Here is a 15,855-nt window from a genome sequence, read left to right as displayed (position 1 = left end):
GATCGCCCGACGATGATCTCTGCGTTGCCATGACAAGGAGATGCCGCCATGAGTGCGAGCGCCAACAAGAAACTGATGCAGGATATCTTTGCCGCCGCCGCAAACCGCGATCCGGCCGCGCGCGACCGCGCCCTGTTCACCGCAAGCCTTGCCGACGATGCCAGATGGGTCGTGACCGGCCAGTATTCCTGGTCGCGCACCTTCACCGGCAAGGAGGCGATCCTCAACGACCTGCACGGCTACGTGCGCACCCGCCTGCGCGGCCGGACGCGCACCGTGGCTCACCGCTTCATCGCCGATGGCGACATCGTCGTGGTGGAGGCCAAGGGCGACAACGTCACGCCCGAGGGCGTGCGTTACGACAACGACTATTGCCTGGTGTTCCAACTCGAGGACGGCAAGATCAAGGAGATCCGCGAGTATTGCGACTCGGTGCTGACCGAGAAGGCGCTCGGTCTGTTTCCGCAGGCACCGGTGAGGGCCGCGAGCTGAGCGGATTGGACGACGTCGCGGCCACCGACCGATCCCGTCCGTTACAGCCGGTGGTGTTCGTGCGGCTTTGGCGGGCGCTGGTGGATCTCATGCGTATCAGGCGGGAGCGGTCCCGGGCCCGATGCCAGCTCGAGGCCATGACCGAACGGGAGCTGCAGGACTGCGGCATGACCTGGTCGGAGATTGCCTACAAGCTGCGTAAGCCCCGCCGCGGAAAATGAAGAGCGGACCGGCCATGGAAAGCGTGTGCCGGTCCCGGTCGGGCCGGCCCCCTGCACGTTGGAGAGCGCACCGGGCAGAGTGACGCAGGCAACCGCCGAACCAACGCCCTTTGGGGGGCCCGATGCGACGATCTGCCCGCGGCTGCAGGGCCATGCGCCAAAGCCCTGCGCAACTGCCGATAAAATCAGCAGATTTTGTATGAGCCCGGGCGCGCTGACGCGAAAAATCAGAAGGTTCAATTAACGAGTGTCCCCCATTGTGTCGCGGTGCAGCGTGGGTCGCAAGGACGTGACGCGCGGCTGCCAGGGTGGCCGACGACGATCCTCGAACGGATTCGGCCGCTCGAAGTCGCATGCATCTGGTGGACAGTGGGAATGCCGAAATTTCGTTTGCGGATCAGGGGACGCCTGTACGCAGGCTTCATGGCCCTGGTGGCGGTTGGTCTCGTGATGGCGGTGGTTGCCGTCTGGAATTTGCGGGCCGTGCAGGATCAGGTCGCCAAGCAATCGGCGCTATCGGACAGCACCGCGCGGGTGCTGGAGATATCAACTCACCTCCAGGCGATCCAGCGGGCCAATCTGCGCTACATCTACGACGCCAGCGAGCCTGCGATGAAGGAGGCTCAAGAACGGGAAGCCGCGGCGACCGAGCTGTTGAAGGTCGGGGCGCAAGGGACGGCCTCCGAGGAGCGGCGCAAGCTTTACGAAGATCTCATCACCGACATCGCCAGGATGCGGAGCCTGCGTGACAATCTCGGGGACGCCGTCAACGAGGCGAGAACCGGCAAGGCGACGCTGCTGCCGAGTGGTGACGAATTGACCGTCAAGATGGGCAAGCTGGTCGATGTGGCCCGCGCGGCCGTCGATGAGGACACCGCGGCGCTCGTCGCGGACCTCGAATCCAGGCTCCTTCAGGTTCAGATCGCCAACTGGCGTTTCCTGGCGCTGCGCGACACCAAGGGCCCCGCCAACTTCAGGACCAATGTGGACAGGGCGATGCAGCGCCTCTCGGCGCTCGAAAAGAGCCCGCAGGCGACGGAGCTGCGGACCACGCTCGCCCCGGTGAAGACCTCGCTCGGCATCTACAAATCCGCGTTCGAGACGACCTCCGCTGCGATGCTCCAGGCCGATGAGATCTACCACAAGAACCTCGCCCCGCTCATCGTCGAGAGCATTGGCAAGCTCAAGGTCGCGGAAACCACGTTGAAGAAGGACTACAAGGCGTCGCGCTCCGCCGCCGAAGCCGTGATCGAGGGCACGACATCGGTGCAGATGATCGCGGGCGGCCTCGCCGTCCTGTTCGGATTGATCGTCGCCTTCCTGATCGCCCGCAGCATCGTGGGTCCATTGACCTCGATGACGCGCGCGATGGGGCTGCTTGCCGGCGGCGATCTCAAGGTCGAGATCCCCGGTCGTGGCAATCGCGACGAGATCGGTGACATGGCCAAGGCGATCGAGGTGTTCAAGGACAACATGGTCGAGACCGAGCGTCTGCGCCACGAGCAGGTCGAGATCGAGGCGCGGCAGGCCGAGAGCCGCAAGGCTGACATGAGAAACCTGGCCAACCAGTTCGAACGCGCGGTCGGCGAGATCGTGAACACCGTGTCGTCGGCCTCGAACGAGCTCGAAGCCTCCGCCGGCACGCTGACCACGACTGCAGCGCACGCCCAGGATCTGTCGACGGAGGTCGCGAGCGCCTCGCAGGAAGCTTCGGCGAATGTGCAGGCCGTCGCCTCCGCGACCGAAGAGCTCTCGTCCTCGGTCTCGGAGATCGCCCGCCAGGTGCAGGAATCCGCCCGCATTGCCAGCGAAGCGGTCGGTCAGGCGAGCCGGACCAACGAGCGCGTCGGCGAGCTGTCCAAGGCCGCGGCCCGCATCGGCGACGTGGTCGAGCTGATCAACACCATCGCCGGCCAGACCAATCTCCTCGCGCTGAACGCGACCATCGAGGCCGCGCGCGCCGGCGAAGCCGGCCGCGGCTTTGCCGTGGTCGCCTCCGAGGTCAAGGCGCTGGCCGAGCAGACCGCGAAGGCGACCGGCGAGATCGGTCAGCAGATTTCCAGCATCCAGGCCGCCACCGAGCAATCGGTCGGCTCGATCAGGGAAATCAGCGGCACCATCGAGCGGCTGTCGGAGATCTCGTCGACGGTCGCGGCCGCCGTGGAGCAGCAGGGCGCAGCGACGCAGGAGATCTCCCGCAACGTCCAGCAGGCCGCGCACGGCACCCAGCGCGTCTCGACCAATATCGGCGACGTGCAGCGCGGCGCGTCCGAGACCGGCTCGGCTTCTTCGCAGGTGCTGTCGGCGGCGCGCTCGCTGTCTTCGGACAGCAACCGGCTGAAGCAGGAAGTCGCAAAATTCCTGAGCTCGGTCCACGCCGCCTAAAAGCAAAAGGCCACGCGCATGCGCGTGGCCTTCAAATCGCGGCGAGGTGTGATCAGGCGACCTTGGTCGTCATGTGCTTGAACATGTTGGCGCGCGCCTCGTCGTCCATCTCGGCCTTGAAGGTGAACTTGTCCTTCAACGCGATCGCGCGTACGGCCGCCGGCCGCGCCGAGATCTCGTCCACCAGCCGCTTCACGTTCGGGTAGCGCGCAAAGGCGTCGTCGCCGAGCTTGAACGGCACCATCCGCGCCCAGCCCCACAGCGCCATGTCGACGATCGAATAGCTGTCGCCGACCATGTAGCTGCGGCCTTTGAGGTGGCCGTCGAGAATCTTGTAGTGGCGATCGGTCTCGTACTGGTAGCGGTTATGGGCGTAGTCGTGGTTCTGGTCCTTCGGCGCGAAATGCTTGAAGTGCACGGCCTGGCCCGAATACGGCCCGACACCGGTGGCGATGAACATCAACCATGACAGCGTCTCGCCGCGCCACGACGCGGCGGGCAGGAACTTGCCGGTCTTCTCGGCGAGATAGAGCAGGATGGCGTTCGAGTCGAACACGATGGTGCCGCCATCGTCGATCGCCGGCACCTTGCCGTTCGGATTGATCTTGAGGAATTCCGGCGTGAACTGCTCGCCCTTGCGGGTGTCGATCTTCACCGGCTCGAAAGGCAGGCCGGACTCTTCGAGATAAAGCGCCACCTTGGTCGGATTCGGCGAGCCGTTGAAATAGAATTTGAGCATCCATCATCTCCCCAGTGTTCGTTGGCCGAGCGCGAGCGCGGCGTCATTGCCGCTGGTGCCCCTCTCTTGCCTGAACCGCGTCGGAGAGAGCAACCGGCGAGTTTGCCGGGCGGTATCTGCGCGCCACGCAGATCAGCCGGCGTAACAAAGGCCGATCGCCGCCGTAAGGATCATCGCCGCGCCGACCGCTTCCAGGCGCAGCCCGAGCTTTGCTGCGAGATGCATGTCGGAGGCGCGCGCCGCGCGCTCCGATCCCCGCGCATAGCCGTGGACGATGACGTCGTGATTGAAATTGTCGTGCGCCTCGTTGCTGCTGGCGAGCCCGACGCAGACCACGAGCACGCCGAACAGCGCGAGGCCGAAAAACCCGAGCAGGGCGATCAGGAACATCGGAAACATGCCGAGCAGGAAGATCGGCAGCAGCGGCACCAGCAGCAATGTCTCGGACTGTCGTCGCATGGGGCCCAACCGGTCAGGACGGGGCTGATTGGGCGAATTTAGTCCTGGCTATCGCGTCATTCAAGACGCCGTAGGGTGGGCAAAGCGAAGCGTGCCCACCAAATCTGTATCCCCGGGAGAGATGGTGGGCACGGCGCAAGGGCGCCTTTGCCCACCCTACGAGAGCGGAGGAAAATTACTCCGCCGCCATGCCGGCGCGGATCTCCGCGCGGAGCTCGTCGATCAGCTTGAGACCTTTCTTGGTCTCGACATGCCAGAAGGTCCAGCCGTTGCAGGCCTGTGCGCCTTGCGCAACGGCACCGATGCGGTGGATCGAGCCGACCTTGTCGCCGAGCATGATGGCGCCGTCGGCACGGACCAGCGCGCCGAGCTTTTTCTTGGCGTCGAACAGTTTCGTGCCGGGCATGATCATGCCGCGCTCGATCAGCTCCGAGAACGCGACGCGCGGGGCTTCGCGTGCGGTCATGAACGGCGCGAGACTTTCTTCCGGCAGCGGCTCGACCGCCGCGATGCGGGCTTCTGCCGCTTTCGCATAGGTCTTGTCGCGCTCGAAGCCGATATAGGAGCGGCCGAGGCGCTTGGCGACGGCGCCGGTGGTGCCGGTTCCGTTGAAGGGGTCGATCACGAGGTCGCCGGGCTTGGACGAGGACAGCAGCACGCGCGCGAGCAGGCCTTCCGGCTTCTGCGTCGGATGCACTTTCTTGCCGTCGGCGCCCTTGAGGCGCTCCTCGCCGGTGCAGAGCGGGATCAGCCAGTCGGAACGTGCCTGCACGTCCTCGTTGGCGGCCTTCAGCGCTTCGTAGTTGAACGTGTAACCCTTGGCCTTTTCGTCGCGCGCGGCCCAGATCATGGTTTCGTGCGCGTTGGTGAAGCGGCGGCCGCGGAAATTCGGCATCGGATTGGTCTTGCGCCAGACGATGTCGTTCAGGAGCCAGAAGCCGAGGTCCTGCATGATCGCGCCGACGCGGAAGATGTTGTGATAGGAGCCGATCACCCAGATCGTCGCCGACGGCTTCATCGCGCGGCGCGCGGCAAGCAGCCAGGCGCGGGTGAAATCGTCGTAGGCGGAGAATGAATCGAACTTGTCCCAGTCGTCGTTGACGGCGTCGACATGGGATTCGTCGGGGCGCTTGAGATCGCCCTTGAGCTGAAGATTGTAGGGCGGATCTGCGAACACCAGATCGACGCTGCCTGCCTGAAGCTTCGACATCTCGGCGACGCAATCGCCGAGGATGATACGATGCGACGGAGACTCAAAGTTTGTGCGGGGCGCCCTTGCAGACGCCCCGCGACGCGACTCTACCATGACTCAAGAACTCTGACTCAGGCGACGCTGTCGGCGACGCGGGACCAAACAACCGACTGACCGTTACATTGAAGCGGCAAAGTAAAAATCGACTTAACCCGCTGCTTTTGTGAGCAGGCCGCGCGTCGTGCGTCGCGTGCCGTCGTCTGTTTGCATTCGCCGTGTTTTACAGCGTATTTCGCGGTTCTTCGCGTTGCGGGAGCGGCCACGGCGCCAGAAAGACTGCAAATTTCTCTCGGAAAAAATTGCACGTTCCTCGGAAAAAATTGCTGGCAGGCGCATGCTGTCGCACTAGGCAATTTTTGCCGAGCGCGATATTGATAAAGGCAACGGAAATTTTACGTATGTGGCGCGTTGAGCTTTCGCGCTTCTGCGCCCAAATGATGCCAATCGAGGATTTAAGGGAAAGCCCGCCATGCGCTACGATGATTTCCGCCGCAGCGACGATGTCGAGGATCGTCGCGACGAGGGTGGCGGTGGATTTGGCGGCGGCGGAGGCGGCGGCTTCGGCCTGCCGATGGGCGGCGGCGGGCTCGGCATCGGCACCATCATCGTGCTCGGCCTGATCGGCTATGCCTTCGGCATCGACCCGCGCATCCTGATCGGCGGCGCCGAGATCCTCACCGGCGGCGGCCAGGCGCCGAGCTACCAGACCGATCGCCAGTCGTCCTCGACCTCGGCCAAGCGCGGCGCGCCGACCGACGAGGTGGGCAGCATGATCGCCGGCGTCCTCGGCGAGATCGACGATCGCTGGAGCGAGATCTTCCAGGCCAGCGGCCAGAACTATACCGGTCCGAAGGTCGTGCTGTTCCGCAATGCCACCAATGGCGGCCGCTGCGGCATGGCGCAGTCGGCGATGGGCCCGTTCTATTGCCCGCCGGATCGCACCATCTTCCTCGACACCGCCTTCTTCCGTGAGGTCGAGACCCGCTTCCGCGGCTGCTCCGGCAAGTCGGCGTGCAATTTCACCACCGCCTACATCATCGCGCATGAGGCCGGCCACCACATCCAGAATCTGCTCGGCATCATTCCGCGCGTGACGCGGCTGCAGCAGCAGGCCGGCAGCAAGGCCGAAGCGAATGCGCTCCAGGTCAAGGTCGAGCTGCAGGCGGATTGTCTCTCCGGCGTCTGGGTCAACCGCGAGGCGAAGAAGCGTCCGAACTTCCTGGAAGCAGGCGACATCGACGCCGCGCTGACCACGGCGAGCGCCATCGGCGACGACACGCTGCAGCGCCAGGCCACGGGCCGCGTCGTGCCCGACTCCTTCACCCACGGCTCGGCCGCGCAGCGCAAGCAGTGGTTCATGACCGGCTACCAGCAGGGCACGGTGCAGGCCTGCAACACCTTCGGCGGCGGTGCGTTGTAGGCACGAGTTTGTGCCCCGGACGCAGCGCAGCGCTCTTCAGCGGTGCGCTGCAGAGCCGGGGCCCACAATGCCGGTCTCCCAAGCCTCTGAAATGGGTCCCGGCTCTGCGGAGCAGCGCTGAGGCGCTGCACCGCGTCCGGGACACGAGAGGAAAGCGCAATGGCCTCGATCGACGAATCCAAACAGTTCATCCCCCTCAACATCGCGGTGCTCACCGTGTCCGACACGCGCGCGCTTGCGGATGACAAGTCCGGCCAGACGCTGGCCGATCGCCTCACTGCCGCCGGTCATCATCTCGCCGCGCGCGAGATCGTCACCGACGATGTCGAGGCGATCCGCGCCGTGATCCGTCGCTGGATTGCCGATAGCGGCGTCGACGTCGTCATCACCACCGGCGGCACCGGCTTCACCGGCCGCGACGTCACGCCGGAAGCGATCGAGCCGCTGTTCGAGAAGCGCATGGACGGTTTCTCGATTGCGTTCCACATGCTGAGCCACGCCAAGATCGGGACCTCGACGATCCAGAGCCGCGCCACCGCGGGCGTTGCGGGCGCGACCTACATCTTCTGCCTGCCGGGCTCGCCCGGTGCCTGCCGCGACGGCTGGGACGGCATCTTGGCCGCCCAGCTCGACTACCGCACGCGCCCCTGCAATTTCGTCGAGATCATGCCAAGGCTGGACGAGCACCTGCGGAGGCCGAAGGCGCAGGGCGCGACGGTGTAGCTACGCGCGCTGGTGCGCGGGCATCATTCGTAAGCCAGGCATAAGGTATCGTAGGGTGGGCAAAGCGACTTGTCCGCCGTAGCTCGAAGAGCGAAGGCGGAAGCGTGCCCACCAATTTTACCGTAACGCTGGATTGGTGGGCACGGCGCTGACGCGCCTTTGCCCACCCTACGATATCAGGCTCGCGGAGAGATACCCCTCACCCAAGCGAGGTTGTGTCTGACGGCGTCGCGCAGCTAGAGATCCCGCTCCCACGTCTCGCCGACGAGATCGGCACCAAAACTGTGGTGCTTCTCTTCCTTCACCAGCTTGAAGCCGGTGCTTTTGTAGATGCCGCGCGCGGCGACCAGGATGCTCTGCGTCCACAGCGTCATCTTGCTGTAGCCCCTCTCGCGGGCGCCCTGGATGCATTGCTCGACCAGCGCGCGGCCGACACCGAGTCCGCGTGCTTTCTTCTCCACCTGCAACAGGCGGAGCTTGGCGATCTCGTCGGTGGCCTTGACCAGAAAGATCGAGCCGACCGGCTCGCCACCGACTTCGGCGATCCAGCAGTGCTCGCGCGCGGCGTCGTAGTTCCTGATGAACTGCGCACAGATCTCGGCGACCAGCGCCTCGTAGCTGATGTCCCAGTTGTAGTCAGCGGCATAGGCGGCGCCCTGCCGGGAGATGACCCAGCCCATGTCGCCGACGCGGTGGCTGCGCAGCACGACGGAAGCGGGCCGGCTTCGCCGTTGCTCCAGCACGGCCTCGATCGTCGCCATGGCCTGCGTGAGCTGCGTTGCATCGTCGGCTGAAAGCTGGGCCAGCATTGCGGCAACCTCGTTTTGCGAGCTCAGGTTCAGCTTGGCGAATGTCTGCCGGCCCTTGGCGGTCAGGCTGAGCTGGTATTGCCGGCGATCTGCGGGCAGGGGCTTGCGCGTGATCAGCCCCTTTTCGTCAAAGCTCTGGACGATGCGGCTGAGATAGCCGGGGTCGAGACCAAGCTCGATTCCGATCTCCTTTGCCGCAAGGTCGTCGCGATGCGCGAGCTCGTAGAGCACTCGGGCCTCGCTGAGCGAAAACGGGGTTTTGCCAAGGTGCTGGTCGAGCACGCCGAGCTTGCGGGTATAGAAGCGGTTGAAGGCGCGGACCGCCGCGATGGGGTCTTCGGTACCGTTGAATGACATGGCTCACCTCGATACTTGCCATTGTCAAATAATTATTTGACTTTGGCAAGTATCAAGGGCGCGGAGCAACTGGCCTCAGCCGACCATGACGATCCGGCTGCGCAGCATGGTCCGGGACGAGCGGCCGAGCCGCCGCAGCAGCCGTGCCTCGGAACGGCGGGCCTGGGGCGGATAGCCGCCGATCCGGTCGTAATGATCACGCGCGATCAAAAGGCCCTGATCGCCGAACGGACCGACCAGCTTGCGTGCCACGGCCCGAAGGACGTCGCGCAACCCGGTATCGGCGTAAGGTGTACGTGCATAGCGGAACACCGCCGCCCGGTCCCGGCCGCTGGTTGCGACGCTCTGGATGAATTGGGTGGTCTCCTCGATCCAGCCGGTTTCCAGCACCGCGCCTGCGGGGAGGAACATCAGCCAGGGCGAACGAGCCTGAAGCGCGCCGGCGGCGAGCGCCGCGCCCTGCGAGGCCCCCTCGATGCCGACGAAACGGCAGCCTGCGACGTCGGCAACGCGCTCGATGACGCCGTTGCGGGTGCCGTCGACCAGCAGGACTTCCCGGATGATGCCGGCGGCGGCACCGGGGACCAGCGCGGCCAGGGTTGCGACCGTCGTCTGCTCGACGCCTTCGGTCGGAATGATGACGCTCAGCATGATTGAGGCTTCAGTGTCGGCGCTTCGGGAGAAGCGCAATTCGTTATGATATTGTCATAAACACGCGGCATTGCCGAGTGCAACTTTTCGACGGGGCTTCGCCGTTCGATGGTAAACTGCCAGAGCCATCGCATCCAAATATGTCTCCTGCGGGGTGGCAATGTTGCCGAATATTTCGGCGCGAATTCGCGGTGACGGTATTATCCCCGAGTTTCGCTGCGATCCTTGTGCGGCATGCAGGCCACCGCAATCCTGCATGCGGAGGATGCGAGCGGACCGACACCGGGGAATGGGAAGCCTGCAATCCACGGTGCTGACGAGGGCCTTGCATGAACGCCGATCAACTCGCCGTTAGCGCGCCGACAACATCGCCCAGGCCGGACGCCGCGCCGAGCTTGCGGATCCGGGCGCTGATGCTGGGGGACCGCATCAATGCGTCCGGCCTCGAGATCGGCACGCTGGTGTCATCGACGCCCGCCGCCTTCCGCGTTCACGCCGGCCTCGCGGTGATCTTTCGCTACGGCGTCGTGGTGCTGATCGGCCTCTTGCCTTCGGAGGAGAAGGTGCTGATCGACAGCCTGAAGTCGCGCGTGATCGGCGAGTTCAGCCCCTACGAGGAGGAGATCGCGCAGGCGCAGTTGTGCAAGGATGAAAACAGCGAGGCGATCCAGCCGGGCGGGCCGATCTGCCTCTCCAAATTCTCCGACGACCGGCTGCTTCTGGTCGCGGACGCGCTCGCCAAAAGCACCTCGCTGGCCCGCGACGAGCGGCGGGTCGCCGCGGTGTTCGACGTGATCGAGCCGTTCGCGCGCGAGCTCGCCGAGTACGGCCGCACGCCGCGCCGCCGCAAGGGCATTTTGCAACTGATCGGCAACGCGCTTCTCGTCCAGCAGCGCGTCGCCGGCCGCGTTGCGGTGGCCGAGAAGCCCGACGTGCTCTGGGAGAAGCCCGAGCTCGACCGGCTCTATGCCCGCCTCGAGGACGAGTACGAACTGAAGGAGCGCCTCGACACGCTCGAGCGCAAGCTCACCGCCGTCTCCGAGACCGCCAACGCGCTGACCGACATCATCGACACCCAGCGCTCGCTTCGCCTCGAGATCGCGGTGGTGGTGCTGATCGTGATCGAGGTCGTGATCGGCTGCGTCCAGATCCTGTCAGGGACGCATTGAGAGCTAGCTCCGAGCGAGCTGCGCGTTGCTGTGCCCTCTCCCCCTTGTGGGAGAGGGCAGCACCACTGGTGGACGCGGGCTCACTCGGGTGAGGGGTATCTCTCCGCAGACTCATTTGCAAATAAGTGCGCGGTGAGGGATCCCTCATCCGGCGCTTCGCGCCACCTTCTCACAAGGGGAGAAGGGAAGAGCCGCCGCCGCATATCTCATTTAGCTCTCAGCACCGTCGCACAATGCCGCGCGATCGTCAGTTCCTCATTCGTCGGAATGACGAGCACATCGATAGCACTGTCGCCAGCGTTGATCCGCTCGCGCGCTTCGGCATTCGCCGCTGCATCGACACGCACGCCGAGCCAGCCGAGATGCTCGCCGATCGCGCCGCGGACCTCGCTGGCATGCTCACCGATGCCGCCGGTGAACACGAGGCAGTCGAGCCCGCCAAGCGTGGTCGCCATCGCCGCGATCGCCTGCGCCGCACGAAGGACGAAGAGATCGATCGCCTCGCGCGCCGCTGGCCTGCGGCTCGCGAGCAGCGTGCGCACGTCCGCCGAGAGGCCGGAGACGCCGAGCAGGCCGGACTGGTGATAGAGCAGGTGCTGGACCTCCTCGACCGACATCCCCTCGTGTTGTTGCAGATAGAGCAGCACGCCGGGATCGATCGTGCCGCAGCGCGTGCCCATCACGAGGCCATCGAGCGGCGTCAGTCCCATCGTGGTGTCGACGCTGCGGCCGTCGTGAAGAGCACACAGGCTTGCTCCGTTACCGAGATGCGCGATGACGGTGCGTTTGGCCGCAAGCTCCGGCGCGATCTCGGCAAGACGGCCCGCGACATATTCGAAGGACAGGCCGTGAAAGCCGTAGCGCCTGATGCCGCGCGCCTCGAAACGCCCGGGAATGGCGAAGCGGCTCGCCGGCGGCTTCAGGCCGTGGTGAAAGCCGGTGTCGAAACAGGCGATCTGTATCAGCGCGGGCCGGATCGCCGAGACGGCATGGACCGGCGCAAGGCACCGCGGCTGGTGCAGCGGCGCCAGCGGCGTCAACGCCTCCAGCTTCGCGGTGACGTCGTCCGTCAGGACGAGCGGACCCGAATAATTCGGACCGCCATGAACGATGCGGTGACCGACCGCGCGCAAGCTGCCTTGGCCGAACCGGTCCTCGATGAAGGCGAGCACCTCGGCGAACAGATGACCGCCGTCGGCATCCGCGCCTGCTCGCTGCTTGTCGAACAGGGTATTGCCTGCGGCGTCTCTCACGACGAGCCGCGGGTTGTCCTCGTGCTCGTCGAGCAGGCCCTTGCAGAGCAGGACCGGCTCGGCCGCGATATCGAACAGGCCGAACTTGATGCTCGACGAGCCCGAATTGAGGACCAGAACCGCCTCGGGCGCCGGCATGACGTCACCCCGCCTTGACCGGCCAGACCCAGTCGCGGACCTCGGGCATGTCCTCGCCGTGCTCGCGCACATAACGCGAATGCTCGATCAGCCTGTCGCGGAATTGCTGCTTCACCTGCGCGGCCCTGGTCGCCAGATCAGGCACGCGTTCGATCGCCTCGATGGCGAGGTGATAGCGGTCGAGCTCGTTGAGCACGACCATGTCGAACGGCGTCGTCGTGGTGCCTTCCTCGGCAAAGCCGCGCACATGCAGGCCGGCATGGTTGGTGCGGTTATAGGTGAGACGGTGGATCAGGTAGGGATAGCCGTGGTAGGCGAAGATGACGGGCTTGTCGCGCGTGAACAGGCTGTCGAAGTCGCGGTTGGACAGGCCGTGCGGATGCTGCTCCCTGGGCTGCAGCGTCATGAGGTCGACGACGTTGACGACGCGGATCTTCAGATCGGGCAGCGCCTTGCGCAGGAGATCGACGGCGGCGAGCGTCTCCAGCGTCGGCACGTCGCCGGCGCAGGCCATCACCACGTCGGGCTCGGTGTTCGTGCCCTCGTTGCCGGCCCAGGTCCAGATGCCGATGCCGGCATCGCAATGCGTCGCGGCCTCCTGCATCGACAGCCATTGCGGCCCCGGTTGCTTGCCGGCGACGATGACGTTGATGCGGTTGTAGGTGCGCAGGCAGTGGTCGGCGATCCACAGCAGCGTATTGGCATCCGGCGGAAAATAGATGCGGACGATGTCGGCCTTCTTGTTGGCGACGAGATCGACGAAGCCGGGATCCTGATGGCTGAAGCCGTTGTGATCCTGGCGCCACACATGCGAGGTCAAGAGGTAGTTCAGCGAGGCGATCGGCCGCCGCCACGGCAGATGCCGCGTCACCTTCAGCCATTTGGCGTGCTGGTTGAACATGGAATCCACGATGTGGATGAAGGCCTCGTAGCAGGAGAAGAAGCCGTGGCGTCCGGTCAGCAGGTAGCCCTCGAGCCAGCCCTGGCAGAGATGCTCGCTCAACACCTCCATCACGCGCCCGTCCTGCGCGAGATGCACGTCGTAAGGTTCGGTCGGCTCCATCCAGACGCGTTCGGTCGCCTCGAAGACCGCATCCAGCCGGTTTGATGCGGTCTCGTCCGGGCCCATGATGCGGAAGTTGCGCTCTTGCGCGTTCAGGCGAATGACGTCGCGCAGGAATTTGCCGAGCTCGCGCGTCGCTTCTCCAACGACGCCGCCAGGCTGCGGCACGTCCACGGCAAAGCTGCGGAAGTCCGGCAGCTTCAGCTCCTTCTTGAGGAGACCGCCATTGGCATGCGGATTGGCGCCCATGCGCCTGTTACCTTCAGGGGCGAGCGCCTGCAGTTCGGGGACGAGCGCGCCGCTCGCGTCGAACAGTTTGTCCGGCTCGTAGCTGCGCATCCAGTCTTCAAGGATCTTCAGATGCGCCGGATTCTCGCGGCAGCCCGCAACGGGCACCTGATGCGCGCGCCAAAAATCTTCGACCTTCTTGCCGTCGACCTCCTTCGGACCCGTCCAGCCCTTCGGGCTGCGCAGCACGATCATCGGCCAGCGCGGACGCTCGACCGTCTTGCGTCCGTCGCGAGCGTGTTGCTGGATCGAGCGGATGCTGGCGAATGCGACGTCGAGCGCGTCCGCCATGGCCTGGTGCATCAGTTTGGGATCGCCACCCTCGACGAACAGCGGCTCGTGGCCGAGCCCGCGGAACAGATCGCGGATCTCGCTGTCGGGCATCCGTCCAAGCACGGTCGGGTTGGCGATCTTGTAGCCGTTGAGATGCAGGATCGGCAGCACTGCGCCGTCATGGGCAGGGCTCAGGAACTTGTTGGAGTGCCAGGACGCCGCGAGCGGACCGGTTTCGGCTTCACCGTCCCCGACGACGCAGGCGACGACCAAATCAGGATTGTCGAACGCCGCGCCATAGGCGTGCACCAGCGCATAGCCGAGCTCGCCGCCCTCGTGGATCGAGCCGGGGGTCTCAGGGGCGGCGTGGCTCGGAATGCCGCCGGGGAAGGAGAACTGCCTGAACAGCTTGCGCAATCCGTCCGCATTGCGCGCGATATCGGGATAGATCTCGCTGTAGCTGCCTTCGAGATAGGTGTTGGCGACCATGCCCGGACCGCCATGGCCGGGGCCGCAGACATAGAGAACGTTGAGATCGAGCGCGCGGATGACGCGGTTGAGATGGGCATAGATGAAGTTCAAGCCGGGCGTCGTGCCCCAATGTCCGAGCAGACGCGGCTTGATGTGCTCGGGCCGCAAGGGCTCGCGCAGCAGGGGGTTGTCGAGCAGATAGATCTGGCCGACCGAGAGGTAGTTGGCAGCGCGCCAATAGCGATCGAGGAGATCGAGGTCGCCGCTCGCGGCGGCCGTTTTTTGCTGGATTGTCATGTTCCTGCCGACCTTCACACAGCGATCGTCACCAACCCGGTTCCGGCGCGATCGATCCGTCGGTCATGAAACGGGATGGCCGCGACGCCGGTGTTGCGAGAGGTCAAAGGAGGGGGCGCGAAGTTTGGGGCAGCTCTACTGTGCATGGGGTTGTTTTCCTGTTTTTTGTTTGTGTTCTTGATTTGTTCCTTTGGCGTGCTATCTTGGCTGCATGAGTCCAGCATCTTCTTCTGCTCTCAAGCACCCGCCGGTCACGGCGCCCTCCGAGCCGGCGGGTGCGCCTTCCGACTTTCCTGAGCTGGCGGTCGCCATCGACCGCCAGCGCAGGCGAGGTCGGGGTGCCCAGTCCAACGCCAGCGGCCGCTATGAGGCCGAGGCGCGCGTCGCCTTCGACGACGGCTGGCAGAGCCTTGAGGATTTGCCGCCGTTCAAGACGACGGTGGCGGTGGACGCCTCACGCAAGGTGATCACCCGCAACGACTCCCCCGATATCGGTTTCGATCGCTCCATCAATCCGTATCGCGGCTGCGAGCATGGCTGTGTCTATTGCTTCGCGCGGCCGACCCATGCCTATCTCGGCCTGTCGCCGGGGCTCGACTTCGAGTCGAAACTGTTCGTGAAGCCCGAGGCGCCGGCGCTGCTGGAAAAGGAGCTCGCCGCCCCCGGCTACGAGCCGCGGATGATTGCGATCGGCACCAACACCGATCCCTACCAGCCGATCGAGCGCGAGCGCAAAATCATGCGCGGCATTTTGGAGGTGCTGGAGCGCGCCGGGCATCCCGTCGGCATCGTCACCAAGTCGGCGCTGGTCGTGCGCGACATCGACATTCTCCAGCGCATGGCCAAGCGCAACCTCGCCAAGGTCGCGATATCGGTCACCTCGCTCGATCCCAAGCTGGCACGTACCATGGAGCCGCGCGCCTCGACGCCGCCGAAGCGGCTGGAGGCGCTGAAGCAGCTCTCGGAGGCCGGCATTCCCACCACCGTGATGGTTGCGCCGGTCATTCCCGCGCTGAACGATGCCGAGATCGAGCGCATTCTCGATGCCGCCGCCCATGCCGGCGTCAAGGAAGCTTCCTACGTGCTGCTGCGGCTGCCGCTGGAGGTGCGCGATCTCTTCCGCGAATGGCTGATGGCGAACTATCCGGACCGCTACCGCCACGTCTTCACGCTGATCCGCGACATGCGCGGCGGCCGCGACTACGATGCGAAATGGGGCGAGCGGATGAAGGGCACCGGACCGATGGCCTGGACCATCGGCCGCCGCTTCGAGATAGCCTGCGACAGGCTCGCCCTCAACAAACGCCGCTCCAAGCTGACCACGGATCACTTCGCGCGGCCGAAGCGGAACGGCGAGCAGCTCAGCCTGTTCTGACCGGGCAAGTTCTGATCGGG

The 15,855-nt window shown here is 65.0% G+C and carries 14 protein-coding genes; 7 read left to right on the top strand and 7 right to left on the bottom strand.

The window, feature by feature from the left end; translation table 11 throughout:
* The first annotated feature begins 48 nt into the window (after positions 1–48).
* The 3 genes from N2603_RS33970 (at position 49) to N2603_RS33960 (ending at position 3,098) form a co-directional block, all read left to right on the top strand.
* Positions 49–492: a nuclear transport factor 2 family protein gene (locus tag N2603_RS33970; RefSeq protein WP_260385559.1), complete on the top strand. Its 444-nt coding sequence runs from the start codon at positions 49–51 to the stop codon at positions 490–492.
* A 5-nt stretch (positions 493–497) separates the two neighbouring features.
* Positions 498–713 (top strand): DUF1127 domain-containing protein, encoded by a 216-nt coding sequence (locus N2603_RS33965; protein ID WP_260385558.1) that lies wholly within the window; start codon positions 498–500, stop codon positions 711–713.
* A 375-nt stretch (positions 714–1,088) separates the two neighbouring features.
* The gene (locus N2603_RS33960; RefSeq protein ID WP_260385557.1) at positions 1,089–3,098 is read left to right on the top strand and encodes a HAMP domain-containing methyl-accepting chemotaxis protein; all 2,010 of its coding nucleotides are present in this window, start codon (positions 1,089–1,091) and stop codon (positions 3,096–3,098) included.
* A 52-nt stretch (positions 3,099–3,150) separates the two neighbouring features.
* On the opposite strand, the gene N2603_RS33955 is transcribed toward N2603_RS33960, so the two are convergent.
* The 3 genes from N2603_RS33955 to N2603_RS33945 form a co-directional block, all read right to left on the bottom strand.
* Complete coding sequence (locus N2603_RS33955) at positions 3,151–3,837, bottom strand: glutathione S-transferase family protein (protein ID WP_260385556.1); 687 nt, start codon at positions 3,835–3,837, stop codon at positions 3,151–3,153.
* A gap of 132 nt (positions 3,838–3,969) precedes the next feature.
* A complete protein-coding gene (locus tag N2603_RS33950) occupies positions 3,970–4,296 on the bottom strand; it encodes a hypothetical protein (RefSeq protein ID WP_260385555.1) in 327 nt (108 codons plus the stop codon).
* A 175-nt stretch (positions 4,297–4,471) separates the two neighbouring features.
* On the bottom strand, positions 4,472–5,602 hold the full coding sequence (locus N2603_RS33945; RefSeq protein ID WP_018648812.1) for a site-specific DNA-methyltransferase: 1,131 nt from the start codon (positions 5,600–5,602) through the stop codon (positions 4,472–4,474).
* A gap of 415 nt (positions 5,603–6,017) precedes the next feature.
* Here N2603_RS33945 and ypfJ point away from each other — a divergent pair, with 415 nt between their 5' ends.
* Together ypfJ and moaB are read left to right on the top strand one after the other, a co-directional pair.
* Entirely contained in the window at positions 6,018–6,968 is a 951-nt protein-coding gene (gene ypfJ, locus N2603_RS33940) for a KPN_02809 family neutral zinc metallopeptidase (RefSeq protein WP_260385554.1), read from the top strand.
* 159 nt (positions 6,969–7,127) lie between these two features.
* Positions 7,128–7,691 carry a molybdenum cofactor biosynthesis protein B gene (gene moaB / locus N2603_RS33935; RefSeq protein ID WP_260385553.1) on the top strand — a complete coding sequence of 188 codons (564 nt, stop codon included), beginning with the start codon at positions 7,128–7,130 and terminating at the stop codon, positions 7,689–7,691.
* Between the two features lie 236 nt (positions 7,692–7,927).
* Here the strand turns inward: moaB and N2603_RS33930 are convergent, their stop codons facing one another.
* A complete protein-coding gene (locus tag N2603_RS33930; protein WP_145832010.1) occupies positions 7,928–8,857 on the bottom strand; it encodes a bifunctional helix-turn-helix transcriptional regulator/GNAT family N-acetyltransferase in 930 nt (309 codons plus the stop codon).
* A 75-nt stretch (positions 8,858–8,932) separates the two neighbouring features.
* Positions 8,933–9,508 (bottom strand): glycosyltransferase family protein, encoded by a 576-nt coding sequence (locus tag N2603_RS33925; RefSeq protein ID WP_260385552.1) that lies wholly within the window; start codon positions 9,506–9,508, stop codon positions 8,933–8,935.
* Positions 9,509–9,837: 329 nt separating this feature from the next.
* Here N2603_RS33925 and N2603_RS33920 point away from each other — a divergent pair, with 329 nt between their 5' ends.
* Complete coding sequence (locus N2603_RS33920) at positions 9,838–10,677, top strand: RMD1 family protein (RefSeq protein WP_260385551.1); 840 nt, start codon at positions 9,838–9,840, stop codon at positions 10,675–10,677.
* A gap of 206 nt (positions 10,678–10,883) precedes the next feature.
* Here N2603_RS33920 and N2603_RS33915 read toward each other — a convergent pair whose 3' ends face one another.
* Positions 10,884–12,068 (bottom strand): acetate/propionate family kinase, encoded by a 1,185-nt coding sequence (locus N2603_RS33915; RefSeq protein WP_260385550.1) that lies wholly within the window; start codon positions 12,066–12,068, stop codon positions 10,884–10,886.
* A 4-nt stretch (positions 12,069–12,072) separates the two neighbouring features.
* A complete protein-coding gene (locus tag N2603_RS33910) occupies positions 12,073–14,460 on the bottom strand; it encodes a phosphoketolase family protein (protein ID WP_260385549.1) in 2,388 nt (795 codons plus the stop codon).
* Positions 14,461–14,671: 211 nt separating this feature from the next.
* On the opposite strand from N2603_RS33910, the gene N2603_RS33905 reads away from it, so the two are divergent.
* Entirely contained in the window at positions 14,672–15,835 is a 1,164-nt protein-coding gene (locus tag N2603_RS33905; RefSeq protein WP_018648804.1) for a PA0069 family radical SAM protein, read from the top strand.
* Positions 15,836–15,855: the final 20 nt, after the last annotated feature.

It is taken from the genome of Bradyrhizobium huanghuaihaiense (genome assembly GCF_025200885.1).
Lineage (GTDB): Bacteria > Pseudomonadota > Alphaproteobacteria > Rhizobiales > Xanthobacteraceae > Bradyrhizobium > Bradyrhizobium huanghuaihaiense.
This window is presented reverse-complemented; position numbering and strand designations above follow the sequence as displayed.